Annotated in this window: 20 protein-coding genes; 7 read left to right on the top strand and 13 right to left on the bottom strand. The window is 68.1% G+C overall.

Annotation, left to right across the window (positions count from 1 at the left end; genetic code table 11):
• Positions 1-92: 92 nt before the first annotated feature.
• Positions 93-782, top strand: coding sequence for a GntR family transcriptional regulator (locus tag I6H87_RS23165; RefSeq protein WP_041688034.1), 690 nt, complete (start codon positions 93-95; stop codon positions 780-782).
• A gap of 116 nt (positions 783-898) precedes the next feature.
• On the opposite strand, the gene I6H87_RS23160 is transcribed toward I6H87_RS23165, so the two are convergent.
• The 5 genes from I6H87_RS23160 to gtdA form a co-directional block, all read right to left on the bottom strand.
• Complete coding sequence (locus tag I6H87_RS23160) at positions 899-2,239, bottom strand: MFS transporter (RefSeq protein WP_011616860.1); 1,341 nt, start codon at positions 2,237-2,239, stop codon at positions 899-901.
• A gap of 107 nt (positions 2,240-2,346) precedes the next feature.
• Entirely contained in the window at positions 2,347-3,561 is a 1,215-nt protein-coding gene (locus I6H87_RS23155; RefSeq protein ID WP_011616859.1) for a 3-hydroxybenzoate 6-monooxygenase, read from the bottom strand.
• A 27-nt stretch (positions 3,562-3,588) separates the two neighbouring features.
• The gene (maiA, locus tag I6H87_RS23150) at positions 3,589-4,230 is read right to left on the bottom strand and encodes a maleylacetoacetate isomerase (RefSeq protein WP_011616858.1); all 642 of its coding nucleotides are present in this window, start codon (positions 4,228-4,230) and stop codon (positions 3,589-3,591) included.
• A 32-nt stretch (positions 4,231-4,262) separates the two neighbouring features.
• Positions 4,263-4,961 (bottom strand): fumarylacetoacetate hydrolase family protein, encoded by a 699-nt coding sequence (locus I6H87_RS23145; protein ID WP_010813403.1) that lies wholly within the window; start codon positions 4,959-4,961, stop codon positions 4,263-4,265.
• A 95-nt stretch (positions 4,962-5,056) separates the two neighbouring features.
• On the bottom strand, positions 5,057-6,103 hold the full coding sequence (gene gtdA / locus I6H87_RS23140; protein WP_010813402.1) for a gentisate 1,2-dioxygenase: 1,047 nt from the start codon (positions 6,101-6,103) through the stop codon (positions 5,057-5,059).
• A 154-nt stretch (positions 6,104-6,257) separates the two neighbouring features.
• Here gtdA and I6H87_RS23135 point away from each other — a divergent pair, with 154 nt between their 5' ends.
• The gene (locus tag I6H87_RS23135) at positions 6,258-7,196 is read left to right on the top strand and encodes a LysR family transcriptional regulator (protein ID WP_011616857.1); all 939 of its coding nucleotides are present in this window, start codon (positions 6,258-6,260) and stop codon (positions 7,194-7,196) included.
• 39 nt (positions 7,197-7,235) lie between these two features.
• Here I6H87_RS23135 and I6H87_RS23130 read toward each other — a convergent pair whose 3' ends face one another.
• Positions 7,236-8,591, bottom strand: a complete 1,356-nt coding sequence (locus I6H87_RS23130; RefSeq protein ID WP_011616856.1) for a serine hydrolase domain-containing protein — start codon at positions 8,589-8,591, stop codon at positions 7,236-7,238.
• 201 nt (positions 8,592-8,792) lie between these two features.
• Between I6H87_RS23130 and I6H87_RS23125 the strand changes: the two genes are divergently transcribed.
• A complete protein-coding gene (locus I6H87_RS23125) occupies positions 8,793-9,704 on the top strand; it encodes a YihY/virulence factor BrkB family protein (RefSeq protein WP_011616855.1) in 912 nt (303 codons plus the stop codon).
• 33 nt (positions 9,705-9,737) lie between these two features.
• On the opposite strand, the gene I6H87_RS23120 is transcribed toward I6H87_RS23125, so the two are convergent.
• The 4 genes from I6H87_RS23120 to I6H87_RS23105 are packed head-to-tail and all read right to left on the bottom strand — an operon-like array spanning position 9,738 to position 13,963.
• Positions 9,738-10,688 (bottom strand): CobW family GTP-binding protein, encoded by a 951-nt coding sequence (locus I6H87_RS23120; protein ID WP_011616854.1) that lies wholly within the window; start codon positions 10,686-10,688, stop codon positions 9,738-9,740.
• Entirely contained in the window at positions 10,685-12,349 is a 1,665-nt protein-coding gene (locus I6H87_RS23115) for an amidohydrolase (RefSeq protein WP_371852247.1), read from the bottom strand. The genes I6H87_RS23120 and I6H87_RS23115 overlap by 4 nt, the downstream gene beginning before the upstream one ends.
• A 12-nt stretch (positions 12,350-12,361) precedes the next feature.
• Positions 12,362-13,744: a sodium:solute symporter family protein gene (locus tag I6H87_RS23110; protein WP_011616852.1), complete on the bottom strand. Its 1,383-nt coding sequence runs from the start codon at positions 13,742-13,744 to the stop codon at positions 12,362-12,364.
• 12 nt (positions 13,745-13,756) lie between these two features.
• Positions 13,757-13,963, bottom strand: a complete 207-nt coding sequence (locus I6H87_RS23105; protein ID WP_010813395.1) for a DUF3311 domain-containing protein — start codon at positions 13,961-13,963, stop codon at positions 13,757-13,759.
• Between the two features lie 155 nt (positions 13,964-14,118).
• Between I6H87_RS23105 and I6H87_RS23100 the strand changes: the two genes are divergently transcribed.
• Together I6H87_RS23100 and I6H87_RS23095 are read left to right on the top strand one after the other, a co-directional pair.
• A complete protein-coding gene (locus tag I6H87_RS23100) occupies positions 14,119-15,054 on the top strand; it encodes a LysR family transcriptional regulator (protein ID WP_011616851.1) in 936 nt (311 codons plus the stop codon).
• Between the two features lie 59 nt (positions 15,055-15,113).
• Positions 15,114-16,151, top strand: a complete 1,038-nt coding sequence (locus I6H87_RS23095; RefSeq protein ID WP_041688032.1) for a LacI family DNA-binding transcriptional regulator — start codon at positions 15,114-15,116, stop codon at positions 16,149-16,151.
• Between the two features lie 4 nt (positions 16,152-16,155).
• Here I6H87_RS23095 and I6H87_RS23090 read toward each other — a convergent pair whose 3' ends face one another.
• The 3 genes from I6H87_RS23090 to I6H87_RS23080 are packed head-to-tail and all read right to left on the bottom strand — an operon-like array spanning position 16,156 to position 19,683.
• Positions 16,156-16,863, bottom strand: a complete 708-nt coding sequence (locus I6H87_RS23090; protein ID WP_010813392.1) for a sulfite exporter TauE/SafE family protein — start codon at positions 16,861-16,863, stop codon at positions 16,156-16,158.
• A gap of 2 nt (positions 16,864-16,865) precedes the next feature.
• A complete protein-coding gene (locus I6H87_RS23085; RefSeq protein WP_062804587.1) occupies positions 16,866-18,314 on the bottom strand; it encodes an amidohydrolase family protein in 1,449 nt (482 codons plus the stop codon).
• Positions 18,315-18,333: 19 nt separating this feature from the next.
• The gene (locus tag I6H87_RS23080) at positions 18,334-19,683 is read right to left on the bottom strand and encodes a uracil-xanthine permease family protein (protein ID WP_010813390.1); all 1,350 of its coding nucleotides are present in this window, start codon (positions 19,681-19,683) and stop codon (positions 18,334-18,336) included.
• A gap of 301 nt (positions 19,684-19,984) precedes the next feature.
• Here I6H87_RS23080 and sorA point away from each other — a divergent pair, with 301 nt between their 5' ends.
• Together sorA and sorB are read left to right on the top strand one after the other, a co-directional pair.
• Positions 19,985-21,247, top strand: a complete 1,263-nt coding sequence (gene sorA / locus I6H87_RS23075) for a SorA family sulfite dehydrogenase catalytic subunit (RefSeq protein WP_010813389.1) — start codon at positions 19,985-19,987, stop codon at positions 21,245-21,247.
• Positions 21,248-21,257: 10 nt separating this feature from the next.
• Entirely contained in the window at positions 21,258-21,920 is a 663-nt protein-coding gene (gene sorB / locus I6H87_RS23070; RefSeq protein ID WP_010813388.1) for a SorB family sulfite dehydrogenase c-type cytochrome subunit, read from the top strand.
• Positions 21,921-21,929 lie beyond the last annotated feature (9 nt).

The raw sequence follows: 21,929 nt of genomic DNA, 5'->3' as shown, positions 1-21,929 counted from the left end.
TTCCAGCCGTTGCCTGGCATCCGGATTGCCTTCACCAGCATCCCGGATGCGGGCAAAAAGGCGCCACTTCTCCACCTATCGAGCAGATAACGTTGACGACCCAGCAAAGCATGGCCGCAAAAGCAGAGGCGCCTTCCATTGCGGAACGCATCAGCCAGGCCATCATGGAGCACCGCGTTGCGCCTGGCATGAAGCTGGCCGAGGAACGGCTCGCACTGGCTTTTCGCGTCAGCCGCACGAAGATACGGCAGGCCTTGACGGTCCTGGCCAAGGAAGGACTGGTGCAGCTGCATCCGAACCGCGGTGCCTATGTCACCAGTCCGTCGGTACAGGAAGCACAAGACTTGTTCGCGGCGCGCCGCGTGGTCGAACGTGACATTGTCTGCAATGTGGTCGCGCGCGCTGGCAAGGCCGGGCTACGCCGCCTGCGCCAACACCTGGCCAAGGAGGCCCGCGCCCGCGCGGATAACGATCATCGCACCCTGATCAAGCTCACGGGCGAATTCCACATGCTGCTGGCAGAGCTGGGCGGCAACAGTTTTTTCATCAAGCTGATGGGGGAGCTTTGCCCGCTCACCTGCCTGATCATCGCGCTCTACAACGCACCGAACGCACCGGCTTGCCCGGATGACGAGCACTCCGGCATCGTCGATGCGATCGAGGCTGGCGATGCCGCTACCGCCTGCGCGCGGATGCTTGCGCACCTGGATCACGTGGAACGCGAACTGAACCTCGGGCCGCGCGACAAGGGGGATGTCGACTGGGAGGCGGTGTTCGGCTGATGGCGCAGGCAGCCGGCCGCGCATCACACGGTGTTGCAGAAGACCTCGGTCAGCGTGTTCCCGACGACCGACCATGCGCCTCCCCCTCAGTCAATGGCTCCCGCGGCCGCCCGCCTTCAGACTGCCAGGCGCTCCACCGCCCTCTGACGCCTGACCATCCCCAACGAGAACATCGACAACCCTGCGACCAGTGCCGGCACGCCGATCAGTGCAAACAACGCCGGCATCCCCAACCCCATCGACAGCATCGTCGCCCCGCCGACCGACCCCACCACCGACCCCATCCGGCCAACGCCGTTGGCCCAGCTCACGCCTGTGGCACGGCAGTCGGTCGGATAGAAGCTGGCTGACAGCGCATTCGCACCCACCTGCGACCCTGAGACGCAGAAGCCCGCAAGGAACACCGCCATGCCCGCAGCCACCGGCTCGGAAGCAACGCTGCCCACCGCCGCGATGCCAAGCGCCGCCAGTGAGTAGCTGGACGCCAGCACATAGTGCGGATTGATCCGGTCCATCAGCCAACCCAGCGCAATCGCCCCCACCGTCCCGCCGACCTGGAACATGGTTGTCACCAGCGCGGCCGTGCGCAGCGAATGGCCCGCGGTGCGCAGCAGCGTCGGCAGCCAGCTGGACAGCAGGTAGATCACCAGCAGGCTCATGAAGAACGTCAGCCAGAACAGCAGCGTGCCCCGCAGCAGCTCGGGCCGGAACAGGTGCCGCACGGGCGAGCTGGTGCTGCGCTGTTCGCCGACCACGAAGGTGGCGTCGCGCAGGTCGGCTTGCGGCGCGATCTTCTGCAGCGTGGCGACGATGCGTTCGCGCTGCTTGCCGGCCAGCACGAGGTAGCGCACCGATTCCGGCAGCAGCCACAGCAGCAGCGCCGCCAGCACCAGCGGCATGACCCCGCCGGCCACCAGCACCGAGCGCCAGCCAAAGGCATCGATCAGCCCGGCGGAAGCCAGGCCGCCGAAAGCCGAGCCCAGCGTGAAGCCGCAAAACATGGTCGTGACCAGGAACGAGCGCCGCTTTTCCGGACAGAACTCCGAGGTCAGCGTGATGGCGTTGGGCATGGCTCCGCCCAGGCCCAGGCCGGTCAGGAAGCGCAGCAGCACCAGCATCCACAGGTCCTGCGACCAGGCCGAGGCCAGGCTGGCGGCACCGAAGAACAGCACCGACAGCACCAGCACGCCCTTGCGGCCGAAGCGGTCGGCCAGCGGGCCGAAGAGGAAGGCGCCGACCATCAGGCCGCCGAGTCCGGCGCCGAACAGCGGCGCCAGCTGGGCCGGCGTCAGCTGCCATTCCGCGCGGATGGCTGGTGCGATGAAGCCGATCGCCGCGGTATCGAAGCCATCGACCGCAACGATCAGGAAGCACAGCACGACGATGCTCACCTGGAACGCCGACAGCGGCTGGCGGTCGATGAACGCGGTGACGTTCAGGGGTTGGCTGGCAGGCATGGTGGTCTCCTCCTTGATGCCAGGATTAGGGGCGAGTCACGTCCGGCTGCCTTATGCGCGGCCGCCAGATCGACGGATTGACTGCGAAGAAAAGCTGCGACAGCGGCTTACAGCCACGGCGTGGGGCTCAGGCACTGGTCGGCACGCCAGCCATGCAGCCACTGCAGCGCGTCGTAGAACTGCGCCTGCGTGCGGCCAGTCCACAGGCTGTTGCGCACCAGGCGGTCCACACCCTTGGCGTGGTAGACGCGGCCCATGTCGCGCGCGGCGTACAGCACGCGCGCGGTACGCGGGATGCGGGCCTGCTCGTACAGCTTGAATGCTGCCTCGTAGTCGCCGCCGGCGGCCTGCACCGCGGCGCCCAGCGTGACTGCGTCTTCCAGCGCCTGGCAGGCGCCCTGGGCCACGTATTGGGTCATCGGGTGTGCGGCATCGCCCAGGATGGTGGCGCGGCCGAAGCTCCAGCGCTCGACCGGGTCGCGGTCGGCGGTGGCCCAGCGCTTCCAGGAAGTGGGCCGGTCCAGCATCTGGTGTGGCAGCGGATGGATGCCTTCGAAGTACGACAGCACTTCCGCCTTGCTGCCGTCGCGCACGCCCCAGGTTTCCTGCTCGCGGCTGTGGAAGGTCACCACCAAGTTGTACTGCTGGCCGCCGCGCAGCGGGTAGTGGACCAGGTGGCAGTGCGGGCCGGCCCACACCACCGGTGCATTGACCTGCAGGTCCTGCGGCATGTCGGCGACGTCGACCACGGCGCGGTAGACCACATGGCCGGTGACGCGGGGCTCATCGCCGATCAATGCCTGGCGGATGGCGGACTTGACGCCGTCGCAGCCGATCACCGCGTCGCCATGGTGATGCTCGCCGTGCTGGTCGATCACGGTCACACCCTTGTCGTCCTGCAGTAACCGCTCCACGCGCGTGCTCGTGCGAAAAGTGATCAGCGGATGGTCCTGCACCGCCTCCAGGATCGACACGTGGATATCAGCGCGATGGATCACCGCATAGGGGTTGCCGAAGCGTTCACGATACGCCTGCCCAACGTCAACCTCGGCGATCACGCTGGTATCGATCGCATCGCGCAGGCTGAGGTAGTCGGTAAAGACAGCCCGGCTGCGCGCAGCTTCGCCTACGCCCAGCGCATCCAGTGCGGCAAAGGCGTTGGCGGCCAGCTGGATGCCCGCGCCGATCTCGCCGATCTGCTCGGCCTGTTCCAGCAGTTCGATGCGGATGCCCTGGCGTGCGAGCGCCAGCGCAGCGGCGAGGCCGCCGATGCCGCCGCCGATGATGAGGACCTTGCCGGTCGCGTTGTTGGTACTGCTCATGCTTGTCTCCTGGCCTGCGTGGTGGCGTCAGGCGGTGTAGTCGGGCTGGTGCGCTGGCGCGGCCTGGGCAAAGGCGGGATGGACGCTGGCGTGTGCGTAGACCGCCATCGCGCGCTGGTACCGGCTCAGGTCGCAGCCCATGCGCAGGGCGTTGGCAACTTGCGGCACCAGCGTGACGTCAGCGAGCGTCGGCGCATCGCCGAAGCACCACCTGCCATGCCCGTGCTGCGCCAGCAGGCGCTCCACGCCGGCCATGCCTTCATCGATCCAGTGGCGGTACCAGGCATCCTTCTGCTCGGGCGTGACCTTCAGCACGTCCTGCAGGTAGCGCAGCACGCGCAGGTTGTTGACCGGGTGGATGTCGCAGCCGATCAGCGTGGCCAGTTCCAGCACCCGCGCGCGCTGCACCGGGTCTTGCGGCAGCAGGCGCGGCACCGGCTGGAGCGCGTCCAGGTAGTCGATGATCGCGAACGACTGTCCGAGCGCAAAACTGCCATCCACCAGCGCGGGCACGGTCGCGGACGGGTTGATGCTTCCGACATATTCCGGCTCGCGGTGCTGGCCGGTGCGGATATTGACCGGCAGGTAGTCGTACGGCAGGCCCTTGAGGGCCAGCGCGATGCGCACCCGGTAGGACGTGGAGCTGTTGAAGAAACTATAGAGCTGCATGATCGGTAATGCCTGTGCTGCGATTCAGAGGTTCAGACCACGCGCACGGCCAGTTCGCCGAGGCCGTCCACGCCCGTGACCATGGTCTCGCCGGCCTTGACCGCGCCCACGCCTTCCGGTGTGCCGGTAAAGATCACATCGCCCGGTTCCAGGCGGAAGAACTGCGACAGGTAGGCCACCGTCTCTGCTACCGACCAGATCAGGTGCGACACGTCGCTGCGCTGCTTCGTGTCACCGTTGACGGTCAGCCAGATGCCGGCCTGCTGCGGATGCCCGATCTCGCTGGCGCGGTGGATCGGGGCGACCGGCGCCGAGGCATCGAAGGCCTTGCCGATTTCCCAGGGGCGGCCCATTTCGCGCATCTTCATCTGCAGGTCGCGGCGGGTCATGTCGAGGCCGACGGCATAGCCCCAGACGTGTTCGAGTGCCTGTTCGACCGGGATATCCGAACCAGCCTTGCCGATCACGGCCACCAGCTCGGCCTCGTAGTGGTAGTTCTGCGTCTGCGCCGGATACGGCAGGTCCAGCGTGGTACCTGCCTGCACCGGGACGATCGCGTCCGCCGGCTTGCAGAAGAAGAACGGCGGCTCGCGGTCGGGATCGAAGCCCATCTCGCGCGCATGGGCGGCGTAGTTGCGGCCCACGCAATAGACGCGGCGCACGGCGAACTGGTCGTCGCTGCCGGCAACGGGGATGGAAACGGTGGCGGGGGGCGTGAAGACGTAGGACATGGTTCGAGGTTTCCGGAAGTCGTCAGGTAAGCGGGAGCCTCAGGCGGTGCGCGCAGGCACCGCCCGGGGCAGGTCGGATCAGGGTCGCGAGACGCTCAGGTGCGCGCTTCGCGCAGCAGGTTCATCGCGGACAGCACGGGCCGGTCGGAATAGCTGAACAGCACCGCGTCTTCCAGCGCGCCCAGCTGCACCGGCGCCCACGACGGGGCCACGAAGGTGTCGCGCGGCTCGAACTGGAACTGGTCGTCGCCGATGCGCACCGTGCCGCGCCCTTCCACCACGCTGTAGACGGTGGCGTCGGTGCTGCGGTAGGTCTTTCCCTGGAAGCCCGCCGGCAGGTACTGCATGAAGGTGGCGATGGTCGGCATCGGCCAGCCGCCGGTGGCCGGGTTGATATAGCGCAGCTTGACGCCGTCCCAGGCATCGAGCTCGCCGTTGCGGTAGAGCTGGTCCAGCGCCTCGCGCGAGCGCTCGTACGGGTAGCTGAAGACCGGCGAAGTGGGATCGGTCACGCGGTGCCGCACCGGCACCATGTTATGGCCGAAGCGGGCAAAGCTGTCGCCCTCGACGCGGGTCACGGGCTGCTGGGCTTGCGGGTAGTTCTCGGCAAACCCGGCATCGAACTGCTGCACCAGCGGAATATCCAGCCCGTCCAGCCACACCACCGGCTCGCCGCCGTCCTCGACGGCGGGGTTGCCATGGTCATGCCAGGTCCACGACGGCGTGATGATGAAGTCGCCGGGATGCATGGTGGTGCGCTCGCCGTTGACCGCGGTCCAGGCGCCCTTGCCTTCCACGATAAAGCGCAGCGCGGACTGGGTATGGCGGTGGCTGGGCGCAATTTCGCCCGGCAGGATCAGCTGCAGGCCGGCGTACAGCGTGGAGGTGATGCTCGACTTGCCGGGAATGCCCGGGTTCTCCAGCACCAGCACGCGGCGCACCGCTTCCTCGGCGCTGATGACGCCGCCGGCCTGCATCACCAGCGGGCGGATCTGGGCGTACTTCCAGATGGCGGGAACGATCTGCGGCCGCGGTTGCGGCGGCACCAGCGCGTGCAGCGACTCCCACAGCGGGGTCATGTGGCTGCGGCCGATTTCTTCGTAATAGGCCACGCGGGCCGGGTCTGGGGTGTGTTCGGACATGCTGTCTCCGTGACTTTTGCAGGTGCTTTGGGGAGCGCTCTTTGCGGGTGCCTGTGTCGATGCGCACCGTCTTGTTGTCGTTATACGCCCGGCCCTATAAGATTTGAAATGAACTTTTCATCTTATCGATACGTTTTTTTATATAGGTAGCTTCATGGACTGGACCCAGAGATTGCGGCTGCGCAACCTGCAGATGCTGCTGAGCCTGGCCGAGACCGGCAATATGAGCCAGTCGGCGGCCATGCTGAACACGACCCAGCCGGGACTTTCCAAATGGCTGAAGGACCTTGAGGACGATATCGGGCTGCCCCTGTTCGAGCGCCAGGCGCGCGGGCTGCGGCCCACGCCCTACGGCGAGTCGCTGATCGAGCACGCCCGCCGGATCGAGGCCCAGCTGGATACCGCGCGCGACGACCTGCAGGCCATGCGCGACGGCGGCAGCGGGATCGTGGTGGTGGGTACGTCGGGCGCGTCGTCGGCGGATACCGTGCCGCTGGCAGCGCTGCAATTGCTGCAGCAGATGCCCCGCGCCAGCGTGCGGCTGGTGGAAACGACCATGGACCGGCTCATGAGCCAGCTGGCGCACAGCGAGCTGGATATCGTGGTGGGCCGCTCGGCGCCCGAGCTGCAGGACGCGCACATGCGCACCGAATCGCTCTACATGGAGCCGATCCACTTCGTCGCCCGGCCACGCCACCCGCTGCTTCAAGGCGGGCGCATCGGCTGGGACGACCTGTATCGCCACCGCTGGGTGGTGTGGCCGCGCGGCACGCCCATCCGCAACGCGCTGGAAGGCGCGCTGGCCAGCGCCGAGCGTGCCCTGCCGGCCGATTGCGTGGAGAGCAATTCCACTGTGCTGAATCTCACGCTACTCAACAACAGCGACATGATCGGCCTGGCCTCGCACCGCACCGCGCGCAGGCTGGAAGAGCTGGGCGCGCTGCGCATCGTGCCGCTGCGGCTGGCGGGGTTCGGCTCGGTGTCGATGTACTGGCGTGACGACGCGCAGTCTCGCGCGGCGGTCATGGCCATGCTGGATTGCCTGCGGCGGGCGGCGGGGGCACCGCAGGTGCCGGCGGAAACGCCGGCCTAGTCCAGATCGGGAGACTCTGCCGGCCTCTGCCGGCGTGGCTCAGCGGCTGACCGCGCGCTGGATCGCGAGCGCAGCGGCCACCATGGCCTCGGCGGATTCCAGCGCCCGGGCCGGATCGTCGCGCTTGCGCACCGCGGCTGCGCTGGTCGCACGCGCGGCGCCGTCCGGGCTGGCGGAGAACTTCACCACCGTCAGCCCCCTGGCCGGATTGATATAGATCTTCTGTCCGAAGCGCCCGCTGGCCTCGATGCTGCCGTCGCCGTCGTTGCGCTGGAACCAGTAGTTGCGGTAGCCATAGCCGTCGCGGCCCGGCATGGTGTTGCCGCGCGCAAATCGGGCCTGGTTGCCGGCCGGCTGCAGCGCAATGCGCACCGCCGCCGGCGAGATCCCGCCCGAGGCGTCGCCCGCGGCCGCCCGGCGCACGGCCTCGGCAAAGCGGGCGGCGTCGCGCAGCGTGGAATTCATGCCACCGCTGGCCATTTCCGTGCCCTGGCGGTCCACCTGGGTGTAGGCATCATCGTCGGCAAAGCGGGCCCACAGCCGCTCGGTCACCAGTTGCGCCCAGCTCTTGCCGGTGATGCGTCGCAGCGCCCATGCTACCGCTTCCGGCGAGCCGTTCTGGTAGTACCAGACGCCGCCATCGTCGCGCCCGCCGGTGGCGTGGACGACCTTGAGGAAGTCATAGATGGTGTCCGGCGCCTCCGCCTTGCGCGGCACGATCCCCACCGCCCCGAACAGCGCCAGGTCCGGCGGCAGCCCCTCCGGGTAGCCCACCGGCACCTCCATATCCAGGTTCTGCTGTACCGTGGCCTCGCCGAACGGATTGCCGGCCAGTTCCGGCACATACTGCGCCAGCCGGGCCTGCGGATCGAGCTTGCCCTCCTCGACCAGCATGGCGGCCAGCAGCCCGGTGACGGACTTGGTCATCGAGGCCCAGATATGCGGCTGGTAAGGACCAAAGCCCGCGAGGTAGCGCTCATAGACGACCTTGCCCTGGTGCAGCACGATAAAGCCGTCGGTATGGGTGTCGCGCAGGTAGTCGGCCAGTCGGACCGTCTTGCCGGCCACGGCAAAGGTGGTGCCGTCCAGTTCCGTGCCGGGCTGGCCGGCCAGGGCCAGCGGCTGGCTGGCATGCCGGATGCCCGCCGTCGGCGACATCTCGCGCGCATGCCGGAACGCCCAGCGCATATACGGCGGACGCAGCCCGCTGCCGCGGCTGACCTGCTTGTCGGGCGGCGGCGGAAAGCCCTGCATGACCTCGTCCTCGGCAACGGCCAAAGGCTGGCCGGTGCCCTGCGCCAGCGCAACGCTCATCGGCGCCACCAGCAGCGCCACGGCCAGCCACACCCGACTGCGTCCGAATCCCGTCCTGCGCGACACTGTTTGCGCTTGCATGCTGTCTCCATTCCTGTCCAGGCGGTTGCACGCACGGTGCGCCGCCTTGTATGCATGAGGTGCAAGCCCGCATGGTGCAGGCCGCGGGCGCCATCTTGGAGGAAGCGGATTCCGACCACAATGATGCATTCGGAATAGAGCCATAACCCGGTGGAATGTCAGGCATCGAAGCCGCATAATGGCGAAACCCCTTCCTCTCCGATGTCTGCCATGCAGCTTCCCGACGCCCGCGTCCGTGACCTGCTCCGCCATCCGGGGCGCTTTGCCTGGCACACGCTCAGGCAGTTCCGCGCCAACCAGGGGCTGCTGCTGGCCGGCGCGGTGGCCTACTACGCGCTGCTGTCGATCGTGCCGCTGCTGATCCTGATGATCATTGCCCTGTCGCACGTGATCGAACCAGACCTGCTGTTGTCCACGCTCGCGCGCTACCTGGAGTGGGTGGTGCCGGGGCAGTCCAGGGCGCTGATCACCGAGCTTGCCGCCTTCCTGCGCAACCGTGGCACGATCGGCTGGGTGCTGCTGGTCACCATGCTGTTCTTCAGTTCGCTCGCCTTCACCGTGCTGGAGAATGCCATGTCGGTCATCTTCGAGCACCGCGTGGCGATCCGGCGCCGGCATTTCCTGGTCTCGGCGCTGCTGCCCTACTGCTATATCGCGGTACTTAGCGTGGGCCTGCTGCTGGTCACGGTGGTGTCAGGCGGCCTGCTCGCCATCGGCGAACGGCATGTGGAAGTGCTGGGCCGCGACTGGTCGCTGGACCGGCTCTCGACCGGCCTGCTCTACCTGCTCGGCTTCATTGGCGAGGTGCTGATGCTGACCTCGATCTACATGGTGATGCCGGTTGGCAGGCTGTCGCTGCGGCATGCGCTGAGCGGCGCGTTGGTTGCGGCCGTGCTGTGGGAAATCTCCCGCCATGTGCTGGCGTGGTACTTCACCACGCTGTCGCAAGTGAGCCGGGTCTATGGTTCGCTGACCACGGCGATCGTGGTGCTGCTGAGCCTGGAGATCGCGGCGACCTTGCTGCTGTTTGGGGCGCAGGTGATTGCGGAGTTCGAGCGTGGCGGCTGGGAAGGAAGGCCGGCGCATGCGGAACCGGAAGAATTCCACACCTGAGCGGCGCCGCAGCGACGCCGTTCGCGCGCCCGCTCAGGCGAGCGCCCGATCGAGGCAGGCGCGGATACGCCTCTCCTCCTCCGCACCGAAGGCACCGATCAGGACCATTGCAGACCCTGCCGCATCGCCTTGCGCCATCGGACTCAGCCGCATGCGGCCCGCGACCACATGCAGTTCGTGCAGGCGCGGATCGGCTGCCAGCCTGACCATGCCCTTCGCGCGCAGCAGCCGCACCGGCAGCGCCTTCAGCGCCTGCCGCAGCAGCGCCTTGTCGAAGTCGCGGCCGGTCTGGTATGAAATGCTGCGGATGCCGGCGGGCACGGTGCCGACGGCTCGCCGCCAGTGCCCGCCCGCCTGCAGCACGGCATCGGCATGTGGTTCCGGCGGGGCGGCGTCGACAAAGACCGACAAGGGCACCTCGCCCTCGCATGCGGTCAGCACCGCGGCATGCGGCGCGATGGCGTCGACCGTGGCGGCAGCCATTGCCAGCGCATCCGCATCGGCAAGATCTGCCTTGGTCAGCACCACTACCGAGGCCCCCGCGATCTGTTGCCGCACCATGTCGCCCACCAGCGGATCGTGCAGGTTGTGGCCGACCTCGGTCACGTCCACGGCCACCGCCACGGCATTGAGCACAAAGGCCCGATCCAGCAAGCCGACCTGAGCAATGCGCTGCGGGTCCGAGACGCCGCTGGCCTCGATCACCAGCAAGTCCGGCCGCTGCTCCCGCGCTGCGATGGCCACCAGCGCCTCGGCCAGCCGGCCGCCAATCGAGCAGCAGATGCAGCCGTTCTCCAGCTGGATCACGTCGTCGCTGCGCGTGCGGATCAGCGCGGCATCGATATTGATCTCGCCGAAATCGTTGACCAGCACCGCGATGCGGCGCCCCTGCGCGTTGGCCAGCAGGCGGTTGAGCAAGGTGGTCTTGCCGGCGCCAAGGTACCCGCCGACCACCACCAGCGGGACCGGAGCCCGCGCGTTCATCGTGCCGGCGCCGCGAACACGCGCCCGCCCAGCACCGTGCCCCAGACACGCACATCCTTCAGGCGCTCTGGAGCCACCTCGGTCGGGTCATCTTCCAGCACGGCAAAGTCTGCCAGCTTGCCGGGCGCGATGCTGCCGATGCGGTGATCGAGCTTCAGCGTATAGGCCGCACCCATGGTGATGGCATACAGCGCGTCGGCGGCCGGCAGGCGCTCAGCTTCGCCCAGCACGCGGCCGGAAGCGGTCTGGCGCTGCACCGCGCACCACGCCGTAAAGAGCGGGTTCAGCGGTGTGATCGGCGCATCGGAATGGATCGCGAACGGAATCCCCAGCCGCCGCGCCGTGCCCGCCGGGTTCATGCGCGCGGCCCGCGCCGGTCCCACGGTCTGGCCGGCATGCGCATCGCCCCAGTAGTACAGGTGGTTGGAGAAGAAGTTGATGCACAGGCCCAGCCGCGCCGCGTGCGCCAGCTGTGCCTCGTCCGCCAGCTGGCAGTGCTGCAGCGTATGGCGATGGTCCGCGCGCGGATGGCGCGACAGCATGGCTTCCAGCACGTCCAGCACCACTTGCGTCGCCTCGTCGCCATTGGTGTGGATATGCAGCGGCAGGCCGGCCAGGTGGAATGGCGTGAAGGCGTCGAGCAGTTGCTCCGGCGGGATCAGCCACAAGCCATTGGCCTGGCCCCCGGCATACCCCGGCGCGCGCAAGCGCGCGGTAAAGCCCTGGATCGAGCCGTCGACGATGAACTTGACCGGACCGAAGTGCAGCTTGTCGGTGCCGGCCGCCGCCGCGGCCTGCACGCGGGCGGGGCCGCCCTGCGCATTGCGCTGCGGCGAGAACGCCGGAACGATGCGCAGCGGGAAGCCGGGGTCGGCAGTGACCGCCTGCAGCGTCTCCAGCCCCTTGGGCGACAGGTCGTTGACCAGATCCGTCGCCGTGGTCACGCCCGCCAGTTGCGCCACGCGGCCGAAGCGGCGCACCGCGTCGGCATTCTCGGCCGCCGCCAGCGACAGGCCGCTGCCAAGCACGCGCTGCACCGGGAACATCGCCGCGAATTCCTGCAGCTCGCCGGTGGGCAAGCCCCGCGCGTCCTTGTGCACGCCGTCGATATCGGTGTCCTCGTCGATGCCGGCCCGCGCCAGCATCGCGGAATTGACGTTCATCAGATGCACGCTGGCATGCATCACCACGATGGGCCGCGTGGCCGAGACGCGATCCAGCTCGCGCACCGACAGCCGGCTGGCGCCGAAATAGATCGGGTCGAAGCCCCAGGCCAGCAGCGGTGTGTCCGGGTCATGCATCTGGCTTGCCGCGCCCGCCAGGCGATCGATCACCTGCTCCAGCGTGCGCAGGCCGCGCCACAGCTTGCCGTCCGGATCGCGGCGGTCGAAGTAGCCGACGTAAACCGCATCCCACATCGCGCCTTCCATCAGGTGGCAATGGCCTTCCACCAGCCCGGGCATCAGCACCTTGCCACGGAAGGTATCGACCTGCACCGCATCCGGCCAGCCGGCCATCTCGGCGGCGCCGCCCACGGCAAGGATCCTGCCGTCGCGCACCGCGACATGTGTCGCCTCGGGCTGGCCGGCTTCCATCGTGAGGATCTTGCGCGCCACGAATACCTGCGTGCGCGCCGTGTCGTCTTGTGTCATGGATTGCATGATTCCGGTCATTCACGCCGCCTGCACGCGGGCCAGTCGGGGCGTGTAGTTCACCAGCGCGGTCACCAGCAGGTTGACGCCCAGGCTGACCAGCCCGAGGTTGATGCCGCCGAAGTCGACCTGCTGCACATACAGCGCGATCGCCAGTGCCTGGCCGGTGACGATGCCGAGCGCAATCGCCAGCGGACGCACCTTCAGCGAGAACAGGATCACCAGCACGCCAGGGAAGAACTGCGTCACGCCGTAGTAGGTGGTATTGATCAGCGTCAGCATCAGGTTCGGCGTGGCCAGTGTCATGGCGATCGACAGCACCAGGTAGATCACAATCACCACCTTGGCGCCCTGCTTCTGGCGCGCCTCGGGCATGCCCGGCAGCAGGTTGCGCGTGACGATGGGGCCGATCGCCAGGCAGATGCCGGCCAGCACCAGCAGTCCCGACAGCGCCGCGCCGGCGGTCACCAGTCCGAGCAGCCAGTCCGGCAACAGCCGCACCGCGGCCGCGAAGAAGGCCTCGTTGGGGGAGGCGAGCTGCAGGTTCTGGCTGATCGCGTAGTACGACGCCAGCACCAGGAACGGATACATCAGCATGTACAGCGGCATCGCCACCTGCGTGCGCCGGATGGTGTTGGCGCTCTTGGCCGTGAAGAAGTTCTGCACCGCGAACGGCATCACGTAGAAGCCCAGCGCCTGGAACAGCATGGTGCTCATCGAGAAGCGCAGCTGGGTGTCATTCATCTGGTTGCTGACCTGCATGCTGGCGGCATGGAACACTTCGCCCACGCCCGCCTTCCAGCCCACCGCAACGCCGGTGACGACGATCGCCACCACCATCAGGATGTCCTTGAGGATGGCGATATAGGCCGATGCGCGCACGCCGGAGATGGCAATGTAGGTAAAGGCCAGTGCCGCCGAGATCATCACCAGGTACACCGGCTCGAACTCCCAGCCCAGCCCCTTGAGCGCCGCCACCAGCCCGGTGAACTGCAGCTGGCCCCAGGGCAGCAGGAACAGGATCGCCGAGCCCGCCACGATCAGCTCCAGCGCACGGCTGCCATAGTGGCCCTTGAACAGGTCTGGCAGCGTGATCGCGTTATAGCGCGCGCCCGCCTGCCAGATCTTGGGCCCGAGGAAATAGCCGAGCGGATACGCCAGCAGGATGTAGCCGAGGAACCAGACCCCGTAGGTCGGTCCCTTGGCGTAGATGCCACCGGGAAAGCCCACCATCGTGCCGATGCTGTAGATCTCGCCCGCCGCGAGGAAGAACACCAGGTAGGCGCCGAACTGCCGCGACGCCACGAAGAAGTCATGCACGCTCTGCGCGCCGTGGCCTTTCTTCGAGCGGATGGCGAGGTAGAGCGAGAAGACAATGAAGCCGACGAATACCGCTGTGGTCATGGTGGTCTCCCTTCAGGCTTCATGCGCCGCGTCGGCGGCGTGGCGGTCGAACAGCAGCCAGCACGCCAGCATGCAGCCGGAGGTCAGCACGAACCAGGCAAAGATCCAGGCGTAGATGAAGGGCACGCCGAGCACGAAGCGCTCGACAGCCGCCACCCAGGGCAGCATTCCGATGACGCCGATAAACGGCAGGCCTAGGCCGATAAACAGCTTGAGCATGATGTCTCTCCGATTTCCGATGGACGGTGGATGGCGGACGCCGTGTGTGCTGTCACCGGCCCGCTCTTGTGTTCCGGTCATCATAGGGAGCGCGGGGGTATGATTCAAATGCAAATGTTGAACCGCTCCCATAACCAACGCGCATGGTTTTCCGCATGGACACACAGAAACTTCTGCACCTGCTCGCCGTGGTCGAGCACGGCACGTTCTCCGAAGCGGCCCGTGCCGTGCACCTGACCCAGCCGGCGCTGAGCCGCAGCATCCGCGCGCTGGAAGACGAACTCAAGGCGCCGCTCTTTGACCGCGGCGCGCGGCGCGCGCGCCTGACGGTGTTCGGCGAACTGGTGGCCGAACGCGCGCGCCGCATGCGGCTGGAAGAACGCCAGTTGCGGCGCGACCTGGACCTGCTGCGCGGCGCCGAGGAAGGCTCGCTGACGATCGGGGTGGCGCCCGCGCCGGCGGCGCTGCTGCTGACGCCGTTCCTGATCCACATGGCGCAGGCCCACGCGCGCATCAAGGTGCGCACCGAGAGCGGCGCCACCAGCGCCCTGCTGGAGGCCCTGCGCAACGAGACCATCGACGCCATCGTCGGCGATGCCTATGTGCTGCGTGCGGCCGACGACATCGACGTGGAGCCACTGGGTGAATTGCCCGCAGGTCTTGTATGCCGCGCCGGGCATCCGATCCTGCGCAAGCGCCGCATCGATATCGAGACCATCCGCGCCTACCCGGTGGCAACCACCACGCTCAGCACCGTCATCAGCCGGCAACTGGCGGAGCTATGGGGGCCGGGCGCCGCGCCGGACAAGCTCTTCACCCTGCATTGCGACAACCTCGACATGCTGCGCAGCGTGACGCTGGCCAGCGATACGCTGCTGTTCGGCGTACTCTCGATCACGCGGCAGGAGCGCGCCGCGGGGCTGATGGCCGAAGTGCCGATGCCGCCCGATCCGCGCCGCTGCGGCCGCTATGGCATTGCACGCATGGCGGCGCGCTCGCTGTCGCCGGCGCTGGAGGTGCTCTATCGGTTCACGCGCGAACACTGGAAAGCGCTGTCGTCCGAAGCTGGCGGTGCCAACGCGCGCCGCTGAGCCTGCCCCTTGCCGCGCGCTGTTGTATGCTCCGCCCTGAACCATCGCCCGTGTCCCGCATGACCGAATCCACGCCAGACCGCCCTCGCCGCATCACCATCCATGACGTCGCCCGCGCCGCCGGCGTGTCGCTGACCACGGTGTCGCACGCGCTGAACGACCGTGGCGTGCTGGACCCGGCCACGCGTGCGCGCGTCAAGCGCGTTGCCGCCGAGCTGGGCTACCGTCCCAGCGTGCGCGCGCAGCGGCTGCAGTCGGGCCGCGCCAACTGCATCGCGCTGTTGTCGTCGATGCCATTCGCGGTGGCGGGCGGCACATCGCGGCTCGGCTTCATGATGGAAGTGGCGGCGATTGCCGCCGAGGCGGCAATGGGGCGCGGCCTGGGCGTGGTGCTGGTGCCACCGCTGGAAGGCGCGGGGGGCCTGCTCGATACATTGGATATCGACGGCGCGATCGTGATCGAGCCGATTGCGGGCGACCCACATATCGCGCGGCTGCGCGAGCGCGGCGTCAGCATCGTGTCGATCGGACGCGAGCCGCTGACCGACACGCCGGTGCCTTGCGTCGACCTGCAATCGGCCGACACCGCCCGGCTGCTGCTGGCGCACTTGCACGGGCACGGGCGCCGGCATATCGGCCTGATGATCGGCGCGGCGCCGCGCCAGTCGTATGTGGAAACCGAACGCGCTTACCGCGAGTTCACGCAGGCAATGGGCCTGCCCTGCCATATCGTCAAGGCAGCCGAGGAACACGGCGAAGCCGCGGGCGCCGACGCCTGCGCGCAATTGCTGGCGCAGATGCCGGCGCTCGATGCGCTGTGCGCGCCGGTGGATGCGTTTGCGGTGGGCGCCATGGCCCACCTGCAAGCGCTGGGCAAGCACGTGCCCGACGATGTGCTGGTGGTGACGCGCTATGACGGCATCCGCGCCCGCAGCGCGCAGCCGCCGATCACCGCGGTCAACCTGCACCTGGAGCGCGTGGCATCGCTGGCCGTGGAGCTGCTGTTCGCACACCTGTCCGGCGACCGCAGCCGCGACGTGATCACCGGGCCCGCGCCCGAACTGGTGGTGCGGGCATCGTCCACGCCAGGCGTCTAGGACACTAACCGCGCAGCAGCACCACCGCACCGGAAACCAGCGCAAACACCAGCACGCCGATGCGCAGCATGCGCTGGTTGATGCGCTTGTGCACCAGGTGGCTGGCCACCATGCCGACCATCAGCACCGGCAGCAGCCCGATGGCATAGAGCACCTGCTCCATGCCGAGCCGGTCGCTCAGCGCCAGCACCACCAGCGAGATCGCTTCACCGACCAGGAAGCACAGCGCCACGGTGGCGCGCAGCGTCGCGACCGGCGCATGCTGGTAGGCCAGCGCCAGCGGCGGGCCGCCGACACCGGTTGCGGTCTCGGTCACGCCGGTGATCAGGCCGGTCGAGGCAAAGGTCAGCCGCCCCGGCGTAAAGGCCGGCGCCAGCAATGACACCACCGCTGCGGCAATGGTGCTGCCGCCGACCAGCGCGTTGAGCCATGCCATCGGCATCGCCACCAGCACCCACAGCCCGCCGAAGGTGCCGGCCAGCCGCCCGGCGCTGATCCAGCCGGCCCCGCGCATATCGATGGCATGGCGTTCGCGCCAGGCCACATAGGCGTTGAGCGGCAGCATCGCCAGCAGCAGCGCGCCGGGCAGCATTGCCGGCGCGGCCAGCGCCAGCACCGGCACCACGATCAGCGCGAAGCCCATGCCGGTCGCACCCTGGACCAGCGCGCCGGTAAAGACCGCCACGCCGACGCTGAACAACGTCATGTCCATGGTCAGGATGCCTCCGTGCCGGCATGGCGGACTCGGTGCACGTCCGCGGCTTCATGCAGCTTGCGGATCGGGGCGTTGGCGACGGTGTCCTCGGCCATGGCGTGGATCGCCCGCATCAGCGCGCGTGCGTCCCAGTCCGTGGGCCAGCCCTGCCACAGGCGCAGGCTGCCATCGACAAAGACCGCGCGGATCTGGTCGCGGTTGGCCAGGCGCACCAGTTCCCAGGTCAGGTCCCAGGACGGCGTCAGCTCAGGCACGTCCAGGTCGACCAGCAGGAAGTCGGCGCGCTTGCCCGCGGCGATCTCGCCGGTGAGCGCACCGAGACCCGCCACATCGGCCGCGTCGTGCGTGGCCATGTCGACCCAGCGCCAGCCCGCGCCGCAGGAGGAATCGCCCACGCCGATGCCGAAGGCGAAGCGCTGGGCGGCCTCGGCATAGTCCAGCAGGCGGAAGCCGTCGCTGCGGGTGCCATCGGTGCCCAGGCCCAGGCGCACACCGAAGGTAGCCATGGTCTCGGCCGGTGCCACGGCGTTGCCCTTCCAGGCGCTGGCCACGGGGTTGTAAGCCACCGCGCTGCCGGTGTCGGCCAGCAAGCGGATCTCTTGCGGCGTCACCAGCGTGGCATGCGCCAGCAGTGCCGCCGGACCCAGTGCGCCGACTGCGGCGAGATGTTCGATCGGACGGCGCCCGCAGGCGTTGAGCGAGCGCTCCACCGCCACCAGGTGCTCGTTGGCATGGGTCTGGAAGATGCGGCCGGACTCGGCGCACAACTGGTAGACGTGGTGCAGCATCGCGTCGGAGGCCACCTCGGGAATCGAGATCGCCAGCGACGGGGCCACCAGCGGATCGCTGGCGTACTTGTCCAAGTGGGCGGCGGCGCGGCGCAGGATCGGCGCGGCGTCGAGCGTTTCGGCGCCGGGCTTGTCGTTGCAGATCAGGCCCAGCACGCAGCGCACGCCGGCATCGGCGACCGCGCGCGCGACCGCATCCAGCCCGGCGTCGCTGCGCGTGCCGGCATCGACCACGGTGGTGAAGCCGCCGCGCAGCGCTTCCAGCGCCGCCAGCTTGGACGACAGGTACAGGTGCTCCGCCTTCAGGCTGCCTTCCAGCGGCACCCACACGCGCCGGAAGATCTCCGATGGTTCGCCGAACACCAGCGACTTGCCGAACGACTGCGTCAGGTGGTGGTGCGTGTCGATCATGCCGGGCATCAGCAGCATGCGCGGCAGCGGCAGGGTTTCCAGCTCGGGGAAGCGCGCGGCGACTTCCGCGGCCGTGCCCACTGCCGTGAAGCGGCCGCCCTCCACCACCACCGCGTGGCCGCGTACCGTGCCCTGGCGCAGCAAGGTCCATTCCGGCAGCAGGATGCGCGGCTGCCTGAAGCTGTCCGGCACCAGGGCCGGGTTGGTATCGCCGGGCCAGGCCGGCGTCGAGTCAGAACGATCAGTCATTGCAATTCAGGAAGCCGGGTCAATGCGTGGCGGCGGCATCGTCGCGGGCAACCGCGCCCGCTGCCGCGGCTCGCAGGCCCGTATGGAAAAACAGGAAGTTGAGCAGCGCCGCGGTAATGGCCCCCATGGCCACGCCATTGCCCACCAGGATGCGCACATTGGCCGGCAGGCCGCCATAGATGCCGGGCACCAGGATCGGCAGCAGGCCCACGGCCAGCGCCACGGCCACCACGTACATATTGGCGTGGTCGCGCAGGTCCACCTTGCGCAGCATGTCGATGCCCATGGTGCCGACGATGCAGAACACCACCAGCCCGGTACCGCCGACCACGGCCTCGGGAATCGCGCTGATCAGCGACGACACCGGCACCAGCAGCCCGAACACCACCAGGATCGCGCCCGACATCGCCGTGACGAAGCGCGAGCGCACGCCGGTGGCACGCACGATGCCGATGTTCTCGCCGCTGGTGATGATCAGCGAGGTGCCGAACATCCCGCCCAGCAGCGAAGTCAGCGCATCGGCGCGGATGGTGCGCGGCACGTCGCGCTGCTGGTCAACCGGCCGGCCCACGGCATCGCTGATCGCCAGCGTCTGGCCGGTGGCCTCCACCATCGAGATCACGGCGAACACCATCAGCGGGATTGCCGCCACCACATCGAAATGCGGCCACCCGAACGGGAACGGCGTGGGCAACGCGAACACGGGCGACATCGACACATGGCCAGGCTGGAACGCGCCGGCCAGCCCGGCCACCAGCGCACCGCCCAGCAGCCCCAGCAGGATCGCCAGCTGCGCCAGCATGCCCGACAGCAGGCGCGATGCCGCCACGGTGCAGGCAATGGTGGCGAACGCCAGCAGCAGGTTGAGCGGGTCCACCGTGCTGCCCGCGGCCGGGTGGCCGGCAACCAGCTTGCCGGATACCTGCGCCAGGTTGATCGCCACCAGCAGCAGCATCGTCCCCACCACCACCGGCGGGAAATAGCGCAGACAGCGCCGGAACACCGGCAGCACGCAGAAGTAGAACACGCCGGTCAGGATCACCGCGCCGGCAGCGGTCTGCACGTCGGTCTGCTGCGCGATCAGGATAAACAGCACGATCGGGGCGCCGCCGGGCAGCATCACGAACGGCAGCCGGGCACCGATGCCGCGCTTGCCCAGCGACTGCAACAGCGTGCCGAGGCCGCAGATCACAAAGGTGGCGCTCAGCAGCTGCACCGCCAGCGCGGGCGGGAAGTTCAGCGCCTTGCTCATCAGGAAGACGGACGCGATCGGCGACGCGGCCATGACCAGTACGTGTTGAAGCCCGAAGACAAACAGGCGCCGCCATGGCAGCCGTTCATCCACCGGCGCGGGGGCGGGGTGGGACATGCTTTGCTCCTCGTTTGGTGTGTGAGCGTTTGTGCCGGTGGCTCGCAAGCCACTTGCTGCGTCTGTGCGCAATTCGCCTCAGATATTATCGATTTCCGCAAACAAAAACGTTTTGGTAAGTGTAGGGAAATGGAATTCGCGATGCAAGCGGTTTCTCGGCGGAACGCCCGTGGTCTTCCCCTATATCGATTCAATCGATAAGTGCTAGCAGCAAAACACGTTTCACAAGTTGATGCCGCGGCCTCAAAGTACCCGCCATAGCGCCTTGCGAGACACAACAAGCCCCTGAAGGAGACGCCCCATGCGAGACAAGAACAGTCCGGCGGAATCTGCCGACCCCGCCCAGCCGCTGCCGGCCCGGCGCCGCATCGTCCAGGGCGCGGGCCTGCTCGCCCTCGGCGCCACCCCGCTCGGCGCACTGGCCGCGCGCATCAGCGACGGCGTCACGCTGGCCGACGGCCCCCGCCCGCTGGTGCGCTATCCGGGCAAGCGCCCGCTGGTGCGCGTCAGCACCCGGCCGCCACACCTTGAGACGCCCTTCTCCGCGTTCAACGAGGGGCCGATCACCGCCAACGACGCCTTCTTCGTGCGCTACCACCTGGCCAACATTCCGCTGTCTGTAGACCTTGCCACCTTCCGCCTGACGGTCGGCGGCCACGTCAACAAGCCGCTGAAGCTGTCGCTCGATGAACTGAAGCGGCTGGCCGATCCGGTGGACATCGTCGCCGTGAACCAGTGTTCAGGCAACAGCCGCGGCTTCTCCGAGCCGCGCGTGTTCGGTGCCCAACTTGCCAACGGCGCAATGGGCAATGCGCGCTGGACCGGCGTGCCGCTGCGCAAGGTGCTGGAGCACGCGGGCGTCAAGGCCGGCGCCAAGGTGGTCACGTTCAACGGGATGGATACGCCGGTGTTGCCGAGCACGCCGGACTTCCGCAAGTCGCTCGATATCGCCCATGCCATGAACGGCGAGCCGATGCTGGCCTGGGGCATGAACGGCGAAGACCTGCCGCTGCTCAACGGCTACCCCGTCAAGCTGGTGGTGCCGGGCTACTTCGGCACCTACTGGATCAAACACCTGTCCGAGATCGAGGTGCTGGACCACCCGTTCGAAGGCCATGATGCGTTCTTCATGACCAAGGGCTATCGCGTACCGGATAACGACTGCCAATGCGTGGCGCCGGGCACCCCCGCCAGCAAGACGCGACCGATCTCGACGCTGGCGGTACGCAGCTTCATCACCAGCGTGGGCGCCGGCGGCGTGCTGCCCGCCGGGCGCACGGTGGAGCTGAAAGGCATTGCCTTCGATGGCGGCTCCGGCATCCGCGGCGTCGAGGTCTCGGTGGACGGCGGGCAGAGCTGGCAGGCCGCGACGCTGGGCCAGGACCTGGGGCGCTTCTCGTTCCGCGCCTGGCAACTGCCGGTGAAGTTCGCGCGCAAGGGCCCGGCGGTGCTGATGGTGCGCGCCACCAGCGTCCAGGGCGAGGTGCAGCCCGCCAAGGCCAACTGGAACCCGGCCGGCTATCGCCGCAACGTCATTGAATCCACGCCGGTCACCATCGCCTGAGGAGCGCACCATGCATCGATCCATCACCCCAGTGCTGCTCGCGCTCGCCCTGCTGGGCGCGGGCAGCGCGTCCGCGGCCCCCCAGGACATCAAGCTGCCGGCGGAGAACGTCAAGCTCAAACCCGCCAAGCTGCCCGGCTACGGCATCGCCATGCAGAAATGCGCGATCTGCCATTCGGCCGACTACGTCTCCTACCAGCCGCCCGGCCTGAGCCTGACGCAGTGGACCGCCGAGATGAAGAAAATGCAGCAGGCCTATGGTGCGCCGATCGACGATGGCGAGGTCGAGCAGCTCGGCGCCTACCTCGCGGTGGCCTACGGCTCCGCCAGGATCAAGGACCCGGAGATCGTGGCGATCGCGCAGAAGGCGGGCAAGCCCGCGCCGGCCACACCCGCGGCCGCCTCGGCGCCTGCCGCCGCCGCGGTGGACGTGCAGGGCCTGCTGGCCAGGAACGCCTGCCTGAGCTGCCACAGCGTGACGCAGAAGGTGGTCGGCCCGGCTTATCACGAAGTCGCCACCCGCTACAAGGGCGATGCGCAGGCACAGGCCAAGCTGGAAGCCAGCATCCGCGGCGGCAGCAGCGGCAAATGGGGATCGGTGCCGATGCCGCCGTTTGCCGGCTTGAAGGCGGATGAGGTCAAGGCGCTGGCGGCGTACGTGCGGCAGCAATAGCCTGCGCCC

Source organism: Cupriavidus necator, from assembly GCF_016127575.1.
Taxonomy (GTDB): domain Bacteria; phylum Pseudomonadota; class Gammaproteobacteria; order Burkholderiales; family Burkholderiaceae; genus Cupriavidus; species Cupriavidus necator_D.
This window is presented reverse-complemented; position numbering and strand designations above follow the sequence as displayed.

What these genes read in the sequence shown, in the direction of transcription:
- I6H87_RS23160 (WP_011616860.1), bottom strand. Translation starts at nt 2,239, where the DNA reads ATGCCTGCCAGCCAACCCCTGAACGTCACCGCGTTCATCGACCGCCAG.
- I6H87_RS23155 (WP_011616859.1), bottom strand. Translation starts at nt 3,561, where the DNA reads ATGAGCAGTACCAACAACGCGACCGGCAAGGTCCTCATCATCGGCGGC.
- maiA (WP_011616858.1), bottom strand. Translation starts at nt 4,230, where the DNA reads ATGCAGCTCTATAGTTTCTTCAACAGCTCCACGTCCTACCGGGTGCGC.
- I6H87_RS23145 (WP_010813403.1), bottom strand. Translation starts at nt 4,961, where the DNA reads ATGTCCTACGTCTTCACGCCCCCCGCCACCGTTTCCATCCCCGTTGCC.
- gtdA (WP_010813402.1), bottom strand. Translation starts at nt 6,103, where the DNA reads ATGTCCGAACACACCCCAGACCCGGCCCGCGTGGCCTATTACGAAGAA.
- I6H87_RS23135 (WP_011616857.1), top strand. Translation starts at nt 6,258, where the DNA reads ATGGACTGGACCCAGAGATTGCGGCTGCGCAACCTGCAGATGCTGCTG.
- I6H87_RS23130 (WP_011616856.1), bottom strand. Translation starts at nt 8,591, where the DNA reads ATGCAAGCGCAAACAGTGTCGCGCAGGACGGGATTCGGACGCAGTCGG.
- I6H87_RS23125 (WP_011616855.1), top strand. Translation starts at nt 8,793, where the DNA reads ATGTCTGCCATGCAGCTTCCCGACGCCCGCGTCCGTGACCTGCTCCGC.
- I6H87_RS23120 (WP_011616854.1), bottom strand. Translation starts at nt 10,688, where the DNA reads ATGAACGCGCGGGCTCCGGTCCCGCTGGTGGTGGTCGGCGGGTACCTT.
- I6H87_RS23115 (WP_371852247.1), bottom strand. Translation starts at nt 12,349, where the DNA reads ATGCAATCCATGACACAAGACGACACGGCGCGCACGCAGGTATTCGTG.
- I6H87_RS23110 (WP_011616852.1), bottom strand. Translation starts at nt 13,744, where the DNA reads ATGACCACAGCGGTATTCGTCGGCTTCATTGTCTTCTCGCTCTACCTC.
- I6H87_RS23105 (WP_010813395.1), bottom strand. Translation starts at nt 13,963, where the DNA reads ATGCTCAAGCTGTTTATCGGCCTAGGCCTGCCGTTTATCGGCGTCATC.
- I6H87_RS23100 (WP_011616851.1), top strand. Translation starts at nt 14,119, where the DNA reads ATGGACACACAGAAACTTCTGCACCTGCTCGCCGTGGTCGAGCACGGC.
- I6H87_RS23095 (WP_041688032.1), top strand. Translation starts at nt 15,114, where the DNA reads ATGACCGAATCCACGCCAGACCGCCCTCGCCGCATCACCATCCATGAC.
- I6H87_RS23090 (WP_010813392.1), bottom strand. Translation starts at nt 16,863, where the DNA reads ATGGACATGACGTTGTTCAGCGTCGGCGTGGCGGTCTTTACCGGCGCG.
- I6H87_RS23085 (WP_062804587.1), bottom strand. Translation starts at nt 18,314, where the DNA reads ATGACTGATCGTTCTGACTCGACGCCGGCCTGGCCCGGCGATACCAAC.
- I6H87_RS23080 (WP_010813390.1), bottom strand. Translation starts at nt 19,683, where the DNA reads ATGTCCCACCCCGCCCCCGCGCCGGTGGATGAACGGCTGCCATGGCGG.
- sorA (WP_010813389.1), top strand. Translation starts at nt 19,985, where the DNA reads ATGCGAGACAAGAACAGTCCGGCGGAATCTGCCGACCCCGCCCAGCCG.
- sorB (WP_010813388.1), top strand. Translation starts at nt 21,258, where the DNA reads ATGCATCGATCCATCACCCCAGTGCTGCTCGCGCTCGCCCTGCTGGGC.